Genomic DNA, 16,107 nt, shown 5'->3' with positions numbered 1-16,107 from the left:
CGCAAAGGTTAAAGTTGCATAAAATCAGTTTGATGAAATAGTGTTCAATTAGATGGTAAGTCACTAGCGTAAATTTATGTAACACCTTGTGAATACTAGCTTGTTCTTGTTTATACGGTTTGCCATTCCATTTAATGAAGAATAATTATTTATGTTGGTGTTTGGTAATTGAAATGTTGCGCAGTTTGAGTGTTAAGTCTTCTATTTATGTTATTTTTTGGTGACTTTATAGTGAAAAATAACAATGTTATTCTTATTATTGCATATTGATTTTTGCGCTCCTAGGTTGCATTATCCGCCCGTCAAAAAATACGCTGGTACGTAAAATGGATGCATGAAGCGACGTTTACGATTCTAGATTGCCCATAAACATTACTTAAAAAGCTAAGCACACTTTGACACTTAGCAGGCAATTTGGTGGATGGCTAGGACGCATAGACTGGCGCAACTCACTTTGAGGTACACATGACAGACTTAATCAATTTGATGAACGATCTCCTCTGGGGCTCGATTCTGGTTTATCTTCTTGTTGGTGTTGGTATTTACTTCACCGTTCGATTAGGGTTCATTCAGTTCCGCCATTTCGGCCACATGTTCTCTGTTCTTAAGAACAGCCGTAAAGCAGACAAAGCTGGTATTTCTTCTTTCCAAGCGCTTTGTACTAGTCTTGCTGCACGTGTTGGTACAGGTAACATGGCGGGCGTTGCAGTGGCATTGACTGCGGGTGGTCCTGGTGCGATCTTCTGGATGTGGCTGATTGCAATGCTTGGTATGGCAACATCGTTTGCTGAGAGCACACTGGCGCAGCTATACAAAACCAAAGATGATGATGGCAACTACCGTGGTGGCCCTGCCTACTACATGGAAAAAGGCTTGGGCATGCGTTGGATGGGCGTGTTGTTCTCAGTTTTCCTAATCATCGCTTTTGGTTTGGTATTCAACGCCGTACAAGCTAACTCAATTGCCAATGCAATGAGCAACGCATTTGGTTGGAATAACCTGTATGTCGGTATTGCCGTTGTTCTACTGTCTGCAATTGTTATTTTCGGTGGCATCAAGCGTATCGCAAGAGTTGCTGAGATGATCGTTCCGATCATGGCACTACTTTATCTAGCCCTAGCGCTGTTCATCATGTTCTCTAACCTAGAGAAATTACCTGATGTATTGATGCTTATCTTTAAGAGTGCATTTGGTCTGCAAGAAGCAGCAGCAGGTGGTCTTGGCTACGCAATTGCACAGGCAATGATTAACGGTATCAAGCGCGGTCTATTCTCGAATGAAGCAGGTATGGGTTCTGCACCTAACGCGGCAGCTTCAGCAACACCTTACCCACCACACCCAGCGTCTCAAGGTTACGTACAGATGCTAGGCGTGTTCATGGATACGATCGTTATCTGTTCTGCAACAGTGGCTATCATCCTGATGTCTGGTGAGTATGTCGGTCAAGCAACAGAAGTGACGGGTATCGAGCTAACTCAGCGTGCATTGAGCTCACAAGTTGGCGATTGGGGCGGCATCTTTGTTGCTGTGGCAATCTTCTTCTTTGCGTTTACTTCAATCATTGCAAACTACTCGTATGCTGAAACGAACTTAATCTTCCTAGAGCACAATCATAAAGCGGGCTTAAGCATTTTCCGCGTTATTGTTCTTGGTATGGTGATGTTTGGTGCACTAGCTTCGTTACCAGTCGTATGGTCGCTTGCTGACGTCTCTATGGGTCTGATGGCGATAGTCAACTTAGTGGCGATCATCTTGCTATCTGGCATCGTGATTAAACTGGCAAAAGATTACAACCGCCAGCTTGGTGAAGGCAAAGTGCCAACATTTGATGCGAATGACTTCCCGGAGCTGAAATCTCAGCTTGAAGAAGGCATTTGGTACAACGATAAAAAAGACTAAGTGAGCTATCACTCATAGTTGAAAGCTATTAGTACGATGTAAAAAGCCATGCAGACAATGCATGGCTTTTTTTGTACCCTATTAAAAACAAAATTAGAGAAGGGAAAGTCATGCTTATCGTAGTTTCTCCAGCGAAGACTCTTGATTACGAGTCTCCGTTAGCGACAGAAAAATTTACTCAACCTGAGTTGGTCGAATACTCAAAAGAGCTTATCGATGTTTGCCGCAAACTGACTCCTGCTGATGTTGCCTCTTTAATGAAAGTGAGCGACAAGATTGCCGATTTAAATGTGGGCCGATTCCAAGAGTGGAGTGAAACGTTTACCACGGAAAACTCACGACAAGCCATTCTTGCATTTAAAGGTGACGTTTACACAGGGCTAGACGCCGAAAGTTTATCTGAAGCGGACTTCGAATATGCTCAAGATCATCTGCGTATGCTATCGGGTCTTTATGGTTTACTAAAACCACTTGATTTGATGCAGCCATACCGTCTTGAAATGGGTACCAAGCTTGCAAACGACAAGGGTACGAACTTGTACCAGTTTTGGGGCAATGTAATTACGGACAAGCTTAACGAAGCGATTTCTGCTCAAGGTGATAATGTCCTTATCAACCTTGCATCAAATGAATACTTTAAAGCGGTTAAGCCAAAGAATTTAGATGCGCAAGTGATCACGCCAGTATTCAAAGATTGTAAGAATGGTCAATACAAGGTCATCAGTTTTTACGCGAAGAAAGCGCGCGGTATGATGGCGCGTTACATCATTGAAAACCGTGTTGAGAGCGTTGCAGACCTGACTAAGTTTGATACGGCGGGTTACTACTTTGTGGAAGATGAATCGACGCCAACAGAGTTAGTATTTAAACGCGAAGAGCAAAAATAAAGCTGATTGAGACGTAGTCTACGTTAATCTCTATCAGCACAAACGAAAAAGGGTTGGCATTGCCAACCCTTTGTTATTTTCTAGCTTGAGCTACTTGGCCCCAACAAGATTACTTCTTCTTAGCGGTTTTCTTTTTCGCTACTTTTTTCTTGTCGTCTTTTTTCTTTTTCTTCTTAAACACAGGCTTTTTGTGTTTAGGACGCATCTCTTTCACGAAACGCTCTTTGATGTCTTCTTTCACGTAACGTGCAACGCGATCCATCATTGGTTGGTCGTGTGCTTCTACGATTGAGATAGCGTTACCTTTCTTACCTGCGCGAGCCGTACGGCCGATACGGTGAAGGTAAACATCAGCCGTGCGCGGCATGTCGTAGTTGATAACGTGTGATACATCCGGAAGATCGATACCACGCGCAGCAACGTCCGTCGCGAGCAGCACGTTCACAGTTCCATCGCGGAAGCGAGAAATCGCATTGTTACGACGATCTTGCGGCATTTCACCTTGAATCCAAGAACATGGAATCTGTGCACTTTCAAGCTGCGCTCGTAGCTCAGCCAAACGCTCACGAGTCTTTAAAAAGACGATAGTGCGCTCAGCTTGCTGAGTAATAATGTGTTTTAGTAATTCCAGTTTGTGTTCAGCATCATCAGCTCGGTGGTACCACTGAGCAATTTTCTTACGCTCACGCAGCGGCGATTTTGCGTCGATCTCTGCTGGGTCATTCAACAGATCAGCGGTAAAGCCTTCTACGCCTTTCCCTTCTAACGTTGCTGAGAACAGAAGGGTTTGCTTACGCCAGCGACATTCGTTAGATAGGCGATCGACTGTAGGAGCAAAACCCATATCTAGCATACGGTCTGCTTCATCAAGGATTAACCATTCGATTGCACGACAATCAAAACGTTCTGCATCAATGTATTCTTTTAAACGGCCAGGTGTCGCAACCACAATGTCTTGTGTTGTTGCAAGGATGTCGGCGTGCTCTTGGTACTGAACACCACCAGTGATGGTGAAAATGTTGAGTTTGGTATTTTTTGCCAAAGCACGTGCTTGATCGGCAATTTGCATCGCCAGTTCGCGAGTAGGCGTTAGGATCAAAATACGCGCAGGTCCAGGCTTACGACGAGGGAAGTCTTGCAAGTATTGCAATGCTGGCAGGACGAAGGCGGCCGTTTTACCAGTTCCTGTTGGCGCTGACGCTAGAATGTCACGACCGTCCAACGCTTGTGGAATCGCTTCTGCCTGAATTTTTGTTGGGCGTTCGTAACCCATCTCTTCAATGGCTTCAAGTAGGTTTTGGTCTAGATCAAGTTCAGCAAAGGTTCTGATCACAATGAGTTCTCCACAAGCAAAGCTTGGTTAATGGTTCGCCACAACAGCATAGAATACAAAAAGGTCGCACATTATAAAGTGATTGGTGATAAGGATCACATGTTATTTCACATCTTAAGATAAAACTCGCGGGTTAACTGGATGAAATCATCACTATAGCCGTCATTTGAACGGATAATTAAATGTGACGTCTGCAAATCGCAAGGTCGTTTTGACAGTTCAAATAACAGTCGGTGTACTGGTTTCTTTTCTGATGGTTGCACACGACAGATCCGCGATAGATACCAACTTTGGTTTAATGCTAGCTCAATGAACTGCTCGCCTTCGGTGATTGGCAACACAAAACTAGCTCTCCCTTCGTCATCAAGCAAATGATAGCAACGCTGTAGCAATGCGTTATGGCCTAGCGTATCAGTGTGCCTCGCGGTTGCACGTTGACTGTGTTTCGATTGCTCGCCGCTGTTGAAGTAGGGCGGGTTACAAATGATGCGTTGGAATGGATGTGTCGGCGTAAAGTGCAGTATGTCGGTGTGATGCACACTTACACGATCTGACCAAGGAGACTGGGCCATATTTTTTTGCGCGGCAGCAACGGCTGTTAATTCGATATCGACCGCGGTTATTTGAGCTTCTGTAAAGCGTTGAGCACACATCAGGGCAAGCAGGCCAGTGCCAGTGCCAATATCGAGAATTTTAGCGTCGTTAGGGCTTTGAATCCAAGCACCAAGCATTACCCCATCTGTGCTGACTGGCATACCACTCTCGCCGCCCTCAATACAAAATTGCTTAAAATTGAAGCCTTTAGTTTTCAGTTTTTTGTTCTTCATGATTGTTTTATATTTGCTCAATAATTAAGTGGATTGCTCTATTGTTTATTAATTGTATAGATTGTTGTTTTGTTGGTTACTAAATTGTATTGTTAATTGATCGAGATAAAGAACTGGTCTGTTATTTGGATCTGGTTATATCCACTGCTTTTAAGTTTGAAAACTAAATTAATATGGTGTTTTTTTCTTAAAGGTTGCCAAATGATGAGTCTTTCGTCATTATGCGGCGAAAATTTTATAGATTGAACCACGTGTACTTATTGACTTTAGGTATACAAAAAGTGGTCTAAGCATACACAACATTCATTAATTAAAAGACAAGGGTTATCTGTGAAGCAGACGTTAAAACTAACAGATATTATCGCAGTAGGCTTTATGCTATTTGCGTTCTTTTTAGGTGCGGGCAATATTATCTTTCCACCTCTAGCGGGTCAGTTAGCGGGTGAAAACTTAATGCCAGCTATGTTTGGTTTCTTGCTAACAGCGGTAGGTCTACCTCTTATTACTATCGTTGCTATTGCTGTTGCTGGTGGTTCTTGGGATCACTTGACGCAAGATCTTCCGAAAAAAGCGGCAGTTCTTATGGCTGCACTGATTTTCATCATCATTGGTCCTGCGTTTGCAGCGCCTCGTACTGGCCTAGTGGCTTACGAGATGGCGGTGAAACCTTTCTTCCTTGAGGCGTCACAAACGCATCTGACAGCGTTCTCAGTGATCTTCTTTATCGCAGCAATGATGTTCTCATGGTTCCAAGGCCGTTTGATCGATCTCATCGGTAAAGTACTGACACCAGCATTGTTCGTTGGTTTGATCATTCTTGCTGTCGCTGTCTTCCTTGATCCTCAGGGCGATATGATTGGCGCGCACGGTGAATACCTAACGCAGCCTCTGACCAAAGGCTTCTTAGAAGGCTACAACACAATGGATACGTTCGCGTCATTGATGTTTGGCATGCTGATGGTTGATGCACTGCGCGGTAAAGGCATTACTGAGCGCTCTGCAACTACTAAATATCTGATCTATGCAGGTTGTATTGCTGCTGCTGGTCTTGCGTTTGTTTACATCTCACTATTTTACTTAGGTGCGACGAGTGCAACGGTTGCTGCTGGTGCTGATAATGGTGGCCTAGTGCTTAGCCAATACGTTCAAGCGTTGTTTGGTCCATACGGTCAAATCGTTCTGTCTGTCATCGTATTGCTAGCGTGTCTGACAACCGCGATTGGCTTGATTTCTGCGTGTTCAGATTTCTTCAGCTCGAAAACACCACTGTCATACAAGCAATGGGTACTGATTAATGGTTCTGTTTGTGCATTGGTTGCAAACGTTGGTCTTGCGCAGCTGATTTCTCTGTCAGTGCCAGTATTGTTTGCGCTGTACCCTGTGGCGATTGCGTTGGTTGCACTAACATTTGTGCGCAGCAAACTGCCGAATCCACGCTTTGCTTACCGTGCAGTACTGCTTGTATCTCTGCTGTTTGCGTTGGTTGATGCGGCAAAAGTATCGGGTATTGATGTTTCTGCGTTTAACATGTTGCCATTATTCGAAGTCGGCATGGGTTGGGTGCTTCCAACATTTGCGGCTATCGTGTGCATGTTCTTCATCGCGAAACCTCGCCCAGAGCTAGCACAAGAAACCGCGTAATCACTTCGCGTTATCAAGATAATAAAAAGCCCGATGAATTACTTCATCGGGCTTTTTACTTTTTAATGATGACGTGTTTGCGCTATTAAAGCGTGTCGTGGAATTCCACAAGAACTTGTTCACACCATTTTTCGATGCGTTCATCACTCAGTTCGTACTGTGAGTCTTCATCTAACGCAAGTCCAACAAACTTGCTGCCATCTTCGATCAATGCTTTCGATGCTTCAAATTCGTAGCCTTCATTTGGCCAGTAACCGATAAAGGTTGCGCCTGTGGCTTGCAATTCATCGTGAAGTAAGCCCATCGCATCTAAATACCACTCTCCGTAACCTTCTTGGTCACCCAGACCAAACAGCGCTACAACTTTGCCTTTCAGTGGTGTGGTCGCGATGTCTTGCCAAATCGCGTTCCAATCTTCTTGAATTTCACCAAAATCCCAAGTTGAGATGCCAAGGAGTAATAAGTCGTAGTCCGCCATTAGTGATAACGGTGTCTCTTTCACATTGTGAATGTCGACAAGGTCTTCACCAATAAGGGTACGAATTTTCTCTGCTGCCATTTCGGTGTAGCAGGTCGTTGAGCCGTAAAAGAGTCCGATTTTCATTATATTCGTCGTTATTTGTGTTGCTGTTGTGGAAGATTCTAACCATAAATTGAGGAAGATTGCAGCGAATATCCTATGTGGGATGATTTTTTATGGTATTGGATTGGCAGGTGCTTTAATCTAAATACTGTAAATATAAACAGATAAGGAAGCATTCATGACGGCACAACAGCCTGTCAATCAACAAGATTTTTCGCTTGTTGAGCAATTCTTAGATGCGATGTGGATGGAGCGTGGTCTATCAGAGAACACGTTGGCTTCCTACCGAAACGATTTAATGAAGCTGCTCGTGTGGATGGAAAAACATCGATACCGTCTTGATTTTATCAGTTTGTCTGGCTTGCAAGAATATCAAAGCCACCTTGTAGACTTAGATTACAAACAGACGTCCCGTGCGCGTATGTTGTCGGCTATTCGTCGTTTATTTCAATACCTGCATCGTGAGAAGGTGCGCGCTGATGACCCGAGTGCGCTCTTGGTTAGCCCTAAACTGCCACAACGTTTACCCAAAGATATTAGTGAAGAGCAAGTGGACGCGTTGCTCGAAGCGCCAGACCCGAATGACCCTATAGAATTGCGCGATAAAGCGATGCTAGAGCTACTCTACGCGACAGGGTTGCGTGTGACAGAGCTCGTCAGTTTGACCATGGAAAATGTTAGCTTGCGCCAAGGGGTGGTGCGCGTGACTGGTAAAGGTGGTAAAGAACGCCTGGTTCCTATGGGGGAAAACGCGGTCGATTGGATCGAGACGTTCATTCAACAAGGGCGCCCTGCGTTACTTGGTGATACATCATCTGATATTGTTTTTCCTAGTAAACGCGCAAGACAGATGACTCGTCAGACGTTTTGGCACCGTATTAAATACTATGCTTTGATAGCAGGGATTGATACTGATCAGCTGTCGCCGCACGTACTGCGTCATGCCTTTGCCACGCATTTATTGAACTATGGCGCAGATCTCAGGGTCGTACAGATGCTTTTAGGACATAGTGACTTATCGACCACGCAAATTTATACTCACGTGGCGACTGAACGATTGAAGCAGATCCACAGTCAACACCACCCAAGAGCATAACAATGGTTAGATTCATCCATGTCCTCTTGGAAAAACGATTTTACATTAAGGTGAATTTCATGAGCGTATTACGCCGACTAACTCTGCTGACTTTACCATTTTTTGTTACCGCTTGTGGTGCAGAAGAAAGTCAGGCTCAAACGGAGACTCCTGCGCAACAAGTGGCGCCAGCTGCACAAAGCGGCTTTGATGAAGCAGCATTAAAAACTAAGTTCTCAAAGCTTGGTTTATCTATCGTTGATATTCAACCATCAGACGTCGCTGGCTTATTGGAAATTCAAACCAATGGCGGGATCCTGTTTGCTTCAAATGATGGTAGCCATTTTATCGCCGGTACGCTTTATGCCATTAATGATGATGGCAGTTACAAAGATGTCATAGCAGAGCGTCAAGCGCCGCTTAACGCCGAGAAAATTGCGCAGTTCTCCGATAGCATGATCGAATACAAAGCCGACGATGAAAAGTACGTTGTGACCGTATTCACCGATATCACATGTGGTTACTGTGTGCGTCTGCATAGCCAAATGCAAGGCTATAATGAGCTAGGTATTACAGTGCGTTACATGGCTTACCCTCGCCAAGGTGCAACTGGCCCTGTGGCAGAACAAATGGCAACGATTTGGTGTGCTGAAGATCCGGCGTCGGCAATGCACAACGCGAAAGTGAATCGTACATTTGATAACCCTGCGAAAGACCTGAAACAGTGTAAAGAAACCATCCAGGCGCATTACAATCTAGGTCGCCAATTGGGTATTTCTGGTACGCCAGCAATCTTCTTACCGAATGGCGAAATGGTTGGTGGCTACCTACCACCTGCAGAGCTATTGAAACGTTTAAAGCAACTATAATCCATTAGGAGCAGAGTCGGCAAAGTTGTCGGCTCTTTTAAGCATGATAGAAATTCAACGACGTCCTGAACCTGATCTTTCCCTTCTTCCTGATTCCATTCCTCCGATTCTTAAACGTATCTACATCAACCGTGGGATAACGGATCTTTCACAATTAGAAACGTCGGCCCGTGGGTTGCATTCATATCAAAAACTCGGGGGGATTGAGCAAGCTGTCGATCTTTTGTTTCAGGGGATAAAAGAACAAAAACGCATCATCGTTGTCGGTGATTTTGACGCTGATGGTGCGACAAGCTCAGCATTATCAGTACTCGCGCTGCGTATGCTTGGTAGTCACAATGTGGATTACCTAGTGCCAAATCGTTTTGAAGACGGTTATGGGTTAAGTCCAGAAGTCGTTGACCAAGCCTTAGAGCTTGGCGCTGAGATGATCATGACGGTGGATAACGGCGTCTCATCAATCGAAGGCGTGCGTTACGCAAAAGAAAATGGCATTACTGTGCTTGTTACCGATCACCACTTGCCAGGACAAGTGTTGCCTGATGTGGATGCAATGGTGAACCCAAACCTTGAGAGCTGTAGCTTTCCATCTAAAGCGCTTGCGGGTGTGGGGGTCGCGTTTTATCTCATGATGGCACTATGCGTTCATATGCGAAAACACAATTGGTTTGCAGAACAGGGGATGCAAGAGCCCAAGTTGATGGAACTGATTGACCTTGTTGCACTGGGTACCGTCGCCGACGTCGTTCCATTGGATGAAAACAACCGCATTCTTGTACACCAAGGTTTGCAACGTATTCGTGCGGGCAAAGCGCGTCCCGGCATCCAAGCGTTAATTGAGGTCGCGAAGCGCGATGCGCGTCGTTTAGTTGCGTCCGATTTTGGCTTTGCTTTAGGTCCACGTATTAATGCTGCAGGTCGTCTTGATGACATGTCTTTCGGTGTTGAACTGCTGATGTGTAACAACATCCACGCTGCTCGTCGCATGGCAAGTGAATTGGATGGCTTGAACCAAACACGTAAAGAGATTGAAGAAGGCATGAAGCAAGAAGCGATGGCTTTCTGTGAGCGCCTTCAGTTTGGTGAAGGCAATGAGCTTCCTTATGGCCTAGCCTTGTTCCAACGTGATTGGCATCAAGGTGTGATTGGTATTTTGGCTTCGCGTATTAAAGAGAAGTTTCACCGTCCAGTCATTGCATTTGCTGATGGCGGAGAAGGGACGATTAAAGGCTCGTGTCGTTCTATTCCGGGGCTACACATGCGCGATGCGTTGGATTTCATCGACACGCAAAACCCGGGTTTGATCATCAAGTTTGGTGGACACGCCATGGCAGCAGGCTTAACGATTAAAGAGCAGGATTTTGAGCGTTTCAGTCGTTTGTTTGATGAAGTGGTAAAAAAGGAACTCGATGAAGCGGCGCTAAAAGGCGTGATCATGTCAGATGGTGAACTTAAGCCGGAAGAGTTCTCTATGCATGTTGCTGAACAGCTGCGATCGGGTGGCCCTTTTGGACAAGCTTTCCCAGAGCCAATCTTTGATGGTGAGTTTAAAGTACTGCATCAAAAGCTGGTGGGTGAGAAGCATCTTAAATTGATGTTAGAGCCGCTTTATAAAGGTCACCCTACCAATGTGATGATCGACGGCATTGCATTCAATGTTGATCTACGCCGATGGCCAGATGCATCGGTTAAAACAGTACGTCTCGCGTATAAGTTGGATGTGAATGAATTTCGTGGTAATCAATCATTGCAATTGATGATCGATCATATCGAAGCTAAGTAATACCTAGATTAACCTTTCTTATAGAGTACGGTTGCCCCGAAGTGGGTGTAAAATTTTATGACCGTGCTCTCTCTCACCGCAATCTGATTTCTCATCCGAAATTTTCCTGTATCTCGGTCACATTTTTCAGTAGAATTTCTCGGTTAAATTCTATTCTAAAATGTTGAGTAAACATGTTTGAAATCAATCCAATTAAAAACCGTCTGCAGGACGTGTCTCAGCGCACAAATGTCCTGAGGGGGTATCTTTGACTATGACGCGAAGAAAGAGCGTCTAGAAGAAGTCAACGCAGAACTTGAACAACCAGATGTATGGAACGAACCTGAGCGTGCGCAAGCACTGGGTAAAGAGCGTGCATCACTAGAAGCGGTTGTTGAAACCATTGATCAACTAGAGCAAGGTGTGGAAGATGTAGAAGGTCTTCTTGAGCTGGCTGTAGAAGAAGAAGATCAAGAAACATTTGACGAAATTGAACCAGAACTTGCTGAGTTGGAAGAGAAGCTAGAAAAGCTTGAATTCCGTCGTATGTTCTCTGGCGACCACGATAGCTCTGATTGTTACATCGATTTGCAAGCTGGCTCTGGTGGTACAGAAGCACAAGACTGGACTAACATGCTGCTGCGTATGTACCTACGTTGGGCAGAAGCGAAGGGCTTCAAATCTGAAGTGATTGAAGTCTCTGAAGGTGAAGTCGCGGGTCTTAAGTCGGCAACAGTTCGCATCTCTGGTGAGTATGCGTACGGTTGGTTACGCACTGAAACGGGCGTTCATCGTCTTGTTCGTAAATCTCCGTTCGATTCAGGCGGTCGTCGCCATACGTCATTTGCTTCTGCGTTCATCTATCCAGAGATTGATGAAAACATCGACATCGACATTAATCCTTCCGACCTACGCATTGACGTTTACCGTGCGTCAGGCGCAGGTGGTCAGCACGTAAACACCACAGAATCTGCGGTACGTATTACGCACGTACCTACGAACACAGTGGTTCAGTGTCAGAATGACCGTTCTCAACATAAGAACAAAGATCAGGCAATGAAACAGCTTCGAGCGAAGCTATTTGAGCTTGAATTGCAAAAGCAAAATGCGGAAAAACAAGCTAATGAAGACGCTAAGTCTGACATTGGCTGGGGTAGCCAGATCCGTTCTTACGTATTGGATGACTCACGTATTAAGGACCTCCGTACGGGCATTGAAAACCGTAATACTCAAGCGGTTCTTGATGGCGATCTGGACAAATTTATTGAAGCTAGCCTGAAATCAGGTCTATAAAGCTTTTCACCGACAAAAACAGGATACATCGAAAATGACTGATGCTGTTCAAAACGAAACTGTACTAGAAGAAAATAAGCTGATTGCTGAACGCCGCGCTAAACTGGATGCAATCCGAAAGAGCTGCAAAGCGAACGGCCATCCAAACGACTTCCGTCGTGACGCACTAGCGGGCGACCTTCAGAAAGAGTTCGGTGAAAAGACGAAGGAAGAGCTAGAAGAGCTTAACCACGTAGTAGCAATCGCAGGCCGTATCATGGCTAAACGTGGTCCATTCTTGGTAATTCAAGAAACTTCTGGCCGTATCCAAGCTTATGCTGACAAAGCGGTTCAAAAAGTACTTAAAGAAAAATACCAAGGTCTAGATATCGGTGACATCATCGGTGTTAAAGGTGCACTTCATAAGTCTGGTAAAGGTGACCTATACGTGAACATGGAAGAGTACGAGTTGCTAACCAAAGCACTACGTCCACTTCCAGAGAAGTTCCACGGTCTAACTGACCAAGAGATGCGTTATCGCCAACGTTACGTTGACCTGATCGTTAACGAAGACTCTCGTCAAGCGTTTGTAGTACGTTCTAAAGTAATGTCTGCAATCCGCAACTTCATGATCTCTAAGCAGTTCATGGAAGTTGAAACGCCAATGATGCACGTTATCCCTGGCGGTGCGAGTGCGCGTCCATTTATCACGCACCACAACGCACTAGACATGCCAATGTACCTACGTATCGCGCCAGAGCTATACCTGAAGCGTCTAGTTGTTGGTGGTTTTGATCGCGTATTCGAAATCAACCGTAACTTCCGTAACGAAGGCCTTTCTCCACGCCACAACCCAGAATTCACAATGATGGAATTCTACATGGCGTACGCAGACTACAAAGATCTGATGGACCTAACTGAAGAACTACTAAGCTCAGTGGCGCAAGAAGTTCTAGGTTCAACGTCAATGCCTTACGGTGATGAAACGGTTGAGTTTGGTGGTACTTACACTCGTATGAGCATGTTCGAAGCAATCAAGCACTACAACCCAGACCACGCGCAAATCCAAGCGCTAACAGAAGAAGACCTACAAAACCGTGATCTAATGGTTTCTATCGCGAAATCTGTTCACGTTGAAGTAGAACCTTTCTGGACATGTGGTCAGCTTCTTGAAGAGATCTTTGGTGAAACAGCAGAACCTAAGCTAATGCAGCCTACGTTCATCACTGGTTACCCAGCAGATATTTCTCCACTAGCTCGTCGTAGCGACGATAACCCGTTCTTTACAGACCGCTTTGAGTTCTTTATCGGTGGCCGTGAAGTAGCGAACGGTTTCTCAGAGCTTAACGATGCTGAAGACCAAGATGCACGCTTTAAAGCACAGGTTGAAGCGAAAGAGTCTGGTGACGACGAAGCAATGTTCTACGATGCAGACTACATCACTGCTCTAGAGCACGGCCTACCGCCAACAGCAGGCCAAGGTATCGGTATCGACCGTTTGGTTATGCTACTGACTAACACGCACACTATCCGTGACGTGATCCTATTCCCTGCAATGCGTCCGCAAGCGTAATTCGATAGGATGAGTAAAAAACCACCTTCGGGTGGTTTTTTTTGCCTTTTAGTTAAGTTAATTCAAGTTGTTGCATTTGCTTTTTAATGGGATATGCAAATAAACATTCGCCAAATCTCAATCTATTGCATAGTCTTAATACTGAGACAGACGTGAGGGGGCGGAGTCTCGATAATGTTACCCGCTCGCAAAGATAAGTTTGTGGCACAAAATTTCTATTAACAATGAAAAAGGGTTAGAGAATGGCTGGGCAGTTTAAGATGGATTCCATCCCGGGATCGCTTGTGGTAGTTGGCGGTACTTATGAGCCTTGGTTATCGGTACTGGAGCAAGTGGGCTGGAAGTGTCACCAAGTAGGTGACTTACGCAAAGCTAATACGCTGTTAGAAGATATTGGTCCATGTATCGGTATTGTTGATCTCAGCCATGACGAGTTCAGCTTGAATGGTTTGGCGAACTTAGTCAGCTCTCACAAACACGTACGTTGGTTAGCGTTTATTCGTGAATCTCAGCTTGGCACTGACACCATATGCCAGTTCATTGTTAACTTTTGTATCGATTTTTTCACAGCGCCGATCCCAGATGCACAGTTATTAAGCACAATAGGTCACCAGCTTGGCATGCTTAAGTTGGAGAAAAAAGTTTGGCCTAGTTTTGGTAGCAGTTTAGATATGGGTTTGATTGGTGAATCTATCCCGATGAAACGTTTACGCGATCAAGTGAAGCGCATTGGTCCAACGGACGTCAGTATTCTGATTTCTGGGGAAAGTGGGACTGGTAAAGAGGCGGTTGCTAGGGCCATCCATAAAGTCTCTTCACGCTCTCATAAACCGTTTATGGCAATTAACTGTCGCGCACTCAATGAACAACGTTTCCAAGCTGAAGTATTTGGTATTAACGCCGATGAAGATATGGAAGCATGCCTGCTTGAACAAGCAGATGGCGGCACCGTGTTGTTTAACGACATTCTTACCATTTCAAAAGAGCAGCAAATGAATCTGCTGAGATTCTTGCAAGAAGGCACCATTGATACCAAAGATGGCGTAAAAGCGGTTAACGTGCGTATTCTTGCTGCTAACTCGTCAGATGTTGAAAAAGCTTTGATTGACGGTGACTTCAATGAAGAGCTTTACCATTACATCAACGTTTTGCGCATCAATGTCCCTAGCTTGAAAGAACGTGCGAGTGACATCGCATTGCTGGCTCGTTTCTACTTACAAGAGTTCTCAAAAGAGTACAACTCGCAAGCAAAAAGCTTTTCTGAGGATGCATTCAAGGCACTGACACGTTATTTCTGGCCTGGAAATGTGCGTGAGCTGATGAACCAAGTGAAGCGAGCGGTATTAATGTCCGACAGCGTAATGATTGAAGAGCATCACTTAGATTTACCTCAACGTAATGACTCAAAGCGCAGCTTGAAATCAATCCGAGAGAAGAGTGAACGTGATGCGTTGCTGGTTGTTTTGGAATCTCATTCTGGTCAAGTTTCAAATGCGGCGAAAGAGCTCGGAGTTTCGCGTGCAACCATGTATCGACTACTTAATAAACATAACTTGATTTCCGAACAAGCCATGTAGTTGGCCTTTCCCTGTGTTAAATAGGCGAATAAATACAATAAAAGAGAGTGGCCACAGAGCCGCTCTTTTTATTTTTTGTTTGGTTTGATTTATAAAATCCGCAAATTTATATATTCCTCAGGTGAATATGTTATACATAAAAGTATATGAAACTAAATTGCGGTGTATTGATTTGTTTTTAATCAAAAAGGCAAAAAATGTTTGATATATATTCATCAAAGCTTACAATTTAACCGTAACTCAGTGAGTTATACCTTTCATAAACGGATTAATTTTTAGCTAGGAGGCGCAAGATGAAACATTACGTTGTTAACACCACTGCTTGCGCTGATCGTATGCCTATCGCTCCGATAACCCTTAAATCGGATGATACCAATACCACTGGCTCACAAGATAAAAATTAATCCGTAACCTATCATATTTATTACTAGGCTGCGGAAAAGTAGCGGCTTAGTATCAACAGAATATTTCTGTTCATTTTACGCACTATTTTTCCCAGTCGAATACATCGATAATCGGAGAAAATATTATGCGTCACTCTATTTACCTACAATTGGCCACTTTGCTATTGAAAGCAGACCTTAAACGCGAAGAAAAGCAATGGCAGCGCACCATACGCCGAACTGCTCATGATATTCCATGGACGAATGTTCATCTATTGAGAGATATTGGTTTAGATCGCGATGGTCGTTCTACACGTGCCAATGTTCCGGATGCAGTAAAAGTTGAACGTCGAGTTCGTCACCTTCGTCGAGTCTTAACGTCGCGAATAATGACGTAATCGTTAGCGTGTTGGGCTGACTGAGTTG

General features: G+C 44.6%; 13 protein-coding genes. 10 read left to right on the top strand and 3 right to left on the bottom strand.

Translation table 11 applies throughout. The features are described from left to right. Window positions 1-465 precede the first annotated feature (465 nt). Both R7F67_RS00280 and yaaA read left to right on the top strand, forming a co-directional pair. A complete protein-coding gene (locus R7F67_RS00280; RefSeq protein WP_005381800.1) occupies window positions 466-1,899 on the top strand; it encodes an alanine/glycine:cation symporter family protein in 1,434 nt (477 codons plus the stop codon). A gap of 110 nt (window positions 1,900-2,009) precedes the next feature. Beyond that, on the top strand, window positions 2,010-2,786 hold the full coding sequence (gene yaaA / locus R7F67_RS00275; protein WP_005382848.1) for a peroxide stress protein YaaA: 777 nt from the start codon (window positions 2,010-2,012) through the stop codon (window positions 2,784-2,786). 109 nt (window positions 2,787-2,895) lie between these two features. Here the strand turns inward: yaaA and srmB are convergent, their stop codons facing one another. Together srmB and R7F67_RS00265 are read right to left on the bottom strand one after the other, a co-directional pair. Further along, the gene (gene srmB, locus R7F67_RS00270; protein WP_005381797.1) at window positions 2,896-4,119 is read right to left on the bottom strand and encodes an ATP-dependent RNA helicase SrmB; all 1,224 of its coding nucleotides are present in this window, start codon (window positions 4,117-4,119) and stop codon (window positions 2,896-2,898) included. 107 nt (window positions 4,120-4,226) lie between these two features. Beyond that, window positions 4,227-4,946, bottom strand: coding sequence for a tRNA1(Val) (adenine(37)-N6)-methyltransferase (locus tag R7F67_RS00265; protein WP_017635070.1), 720 nt, complete (start codon window positions 4,944-4,946; stop codon window positions 4,227-4,229). A 330-nt stretch (window positions 4,947-5,276) separates the two neighbouring features. Here R7F67_RS00265 and brnQ point away from each other — a divergent pair, with 330 nt between their 5' ends. Next, complete coding sequence (gene brnQ, locus R7F67_RS00260; protein ID WP_005381792.1) at window positions 5,277-6,587, top strand: branched-chain amino acid transport system II carrier protein; 1,311 nt, start codon at window positions 5,277-5,279, stop codon at window positions 6,585-6,587. 85 nt (window positions 6,588-6,672) lie between these two features. Here the strand turns inward: brnQ and fldB are convergent, their stop codons facing one another. Then, a complete protein-coding gene (fldB, locus tag R7F67_RS00255) occupies window positions 6,673-7,191 on the bottom strand; it encodes a flavodoxin FldB (protein WP_005381790.1) in 519 nt (172 codons plus the stop codon). A 157-nt stretch (window positions 7,192-7,348) separates the two neighbouring features. On the opposite strand from fldB, the gene xerD reads away from it, so the two are divergent. The 7 genes from xerD (at window position 7,349) to R7F67_RS00220 (ending at window position 16,079) form a co-directional block, all read left to right on the top strand. Then, window positions 7,349-8,266 (top strand): site-specific tyrosine recombinase XerD, encoded by a 918-nt coding sequence (xerD, locus tag R7F67_RS00250; RefSeq protein ID WP_005381788.1) that lies wholly within the window; start codon window positions 7,349-7,351, stop codon window positions 8,264-8,266. Window positions 8,267-8,325: 59 nt separating this feature from the next. After that, window positions 8,326-9,114: a bifunctional protein-disulfide isomerase/oxidoreductase DsbC gene (gene dsbC / locus R7F67_RS00245; protein ID WP_017635069.1), complete on the top strand. Its 789-nt coding sequence runs from the start codon at window positions 8,326-8,328 to the stop codon at window positions 9,112-9,114. A gap of 43 nt (window positions 9,115-9,157) precedes the next feature. Next, window positions 9,158-10,897, top strand: coding sequence for a single-stranded-DNA-specific exonuclease RecJ (gene recJ, locus R7F67_RS00240; RefSeq protein WP_017635068.1), 1,740 nt, complete (start codon window positions 9,158-9,160; stop codon window positions 10,895-10,897). 173 nt (window positions 10,898-11,070) lie between these two features. Next, window positions 11,071-12,169 (top strand): peptide chain release factor 2 gene (prfB, locus tag R7F67_RS00235; RefSeq protein ID WP_318056722.1). Its coding sequence is split into 2 segments (ribosomal slippage): window positions 11,071-11,145 and window positions 11,147-12,169, totalling 1,098 coding nucleotides; the frame shifts between segments, so codons are not numbered across the junction. A 34-nt stretch (window positions 12,170-12,203) separates the two neighbouring features. Then, window positions 12,204-13,721, top strand: coding sequence for a lysine--tRNA ligase (gene lysS / locus R7F67_RS00230; RefSeq protein ID WP_005382861.1), 1,518 nt, complete (start codon window positions 12,204-12,206; stop codon window positions 13,719-13,721). Between the two features lie 242 nt (window positions 13,722-13,963). Further along, window positions 13,964-15,298 carry a cyclic-di-GMP-binding transcriptional regulator VpsR gene (vpsR, locus tag R7F67_RS00225; RefSeq protein ID WP_017635067.1) on the top strand — a complete coding sequence of 445 codons (1,335 nt, stop codon included), beginning with the start codon at window positions 13,964-13,966 and terminating at the stop codon, window positions 15,296-15,298. A gap of 529 nt (window positions 15,299-15,827) precedes the next feature. Further along, the gene (locus tag R7F67_RS00220; RefSeq protein WP_005381776.1) at window positions 15,828-16,079 is read left to right on the top strand and encodes a hypothetical protein; all 252 of its coding nucleotides are present in this window, start codon (window positions 15,828-15,830) and stop codon (window positions 16,077-16,079) included. Window positions 16,080-16,107 lie beyond the last annotated feature (28 nt).

The organism is Vibrio sp. YT-17 (genome assembly GCF_033337375.1).
Lineage (GTDB): Bacteria > Pseudomonadota > Gammaproteobacteria > Enterobacterales > Vibrionaceae > Vibrio > Vibrio alginolyticus.
This window is presented reverse-complemented; position numbering and strand designations above follow the sequence as displayed.

Excerpts from the sequence above, each read along its gene's own strand:
- R7F67_RS00280 (WP_005381800.1), top strand. The coding sequence starts at position 466 with ATGACAGACTTAATCAATTTGATGAACGATCTCCTCTGGGGCTCGATT.
- yaaA (WP_005382848.1), top strand. The coding sequence starts at position 2,010 with ATGCTTATCGTAGTTTCTCCAGCGAAGACTCTTGATTACGAGTCTCCG.
- R7F67_RS00265 (WP_017635070.1), bottom strand. The coding sequence starts at position 4,946 with ATGAAGAACAAAAAACTGAAAACTAAAGGCTTCAATTTTAAGCAATTT.
- fldB (WP_005381790.1), bottom strand. The coding sequence starts at position 7,191 with ATGAAAATCGGACTCTTTTACGGCTCAACGACCTGCTACACCGAAATG.
- xerD (WP_005381788.1), top strand. The coding sequence starts at position 7,349 with ATGACGGCACAACAGCCTGTCAATCAACAAGATTTTTCGCTTGTTGAG.
- dsbC (WP_017635069.1), top strand. The coding sequence starts at position 8,326 with ATGAGCGTATTACGCCGACTAACTCTGCTGACTTTACCATTTTTTGTT.
- recJ (WP_017635068.1), top strand. The coding sequence starts at position 9,158 with ATGATAGAAATTCAACGACGTCCTGAACCTGATCTTTCCCTTCTTCCT.
- lysS (WP_005382861.1), top strand. The coding sequence starts at position 12,204 with ATGACTGATGCTGTTCAAAACGAAACTGTACTAGAAGAAAATAAGCTG.
- vpsR (WP_017635067.1), top strand. The coding sequence starts at position 13,964 with ATGGCTGGGCAGTTTAAGATGGATTCCATCCCGGGATCGCTTGTGGTA.
- R7F67_RS00220 (WP_005381776.1), top strand. The coding sequence starts at position 15,828 with ATGCGTCACTCTATTTACCTACAATTGGCCACTTTGCTATTGAAAGCA.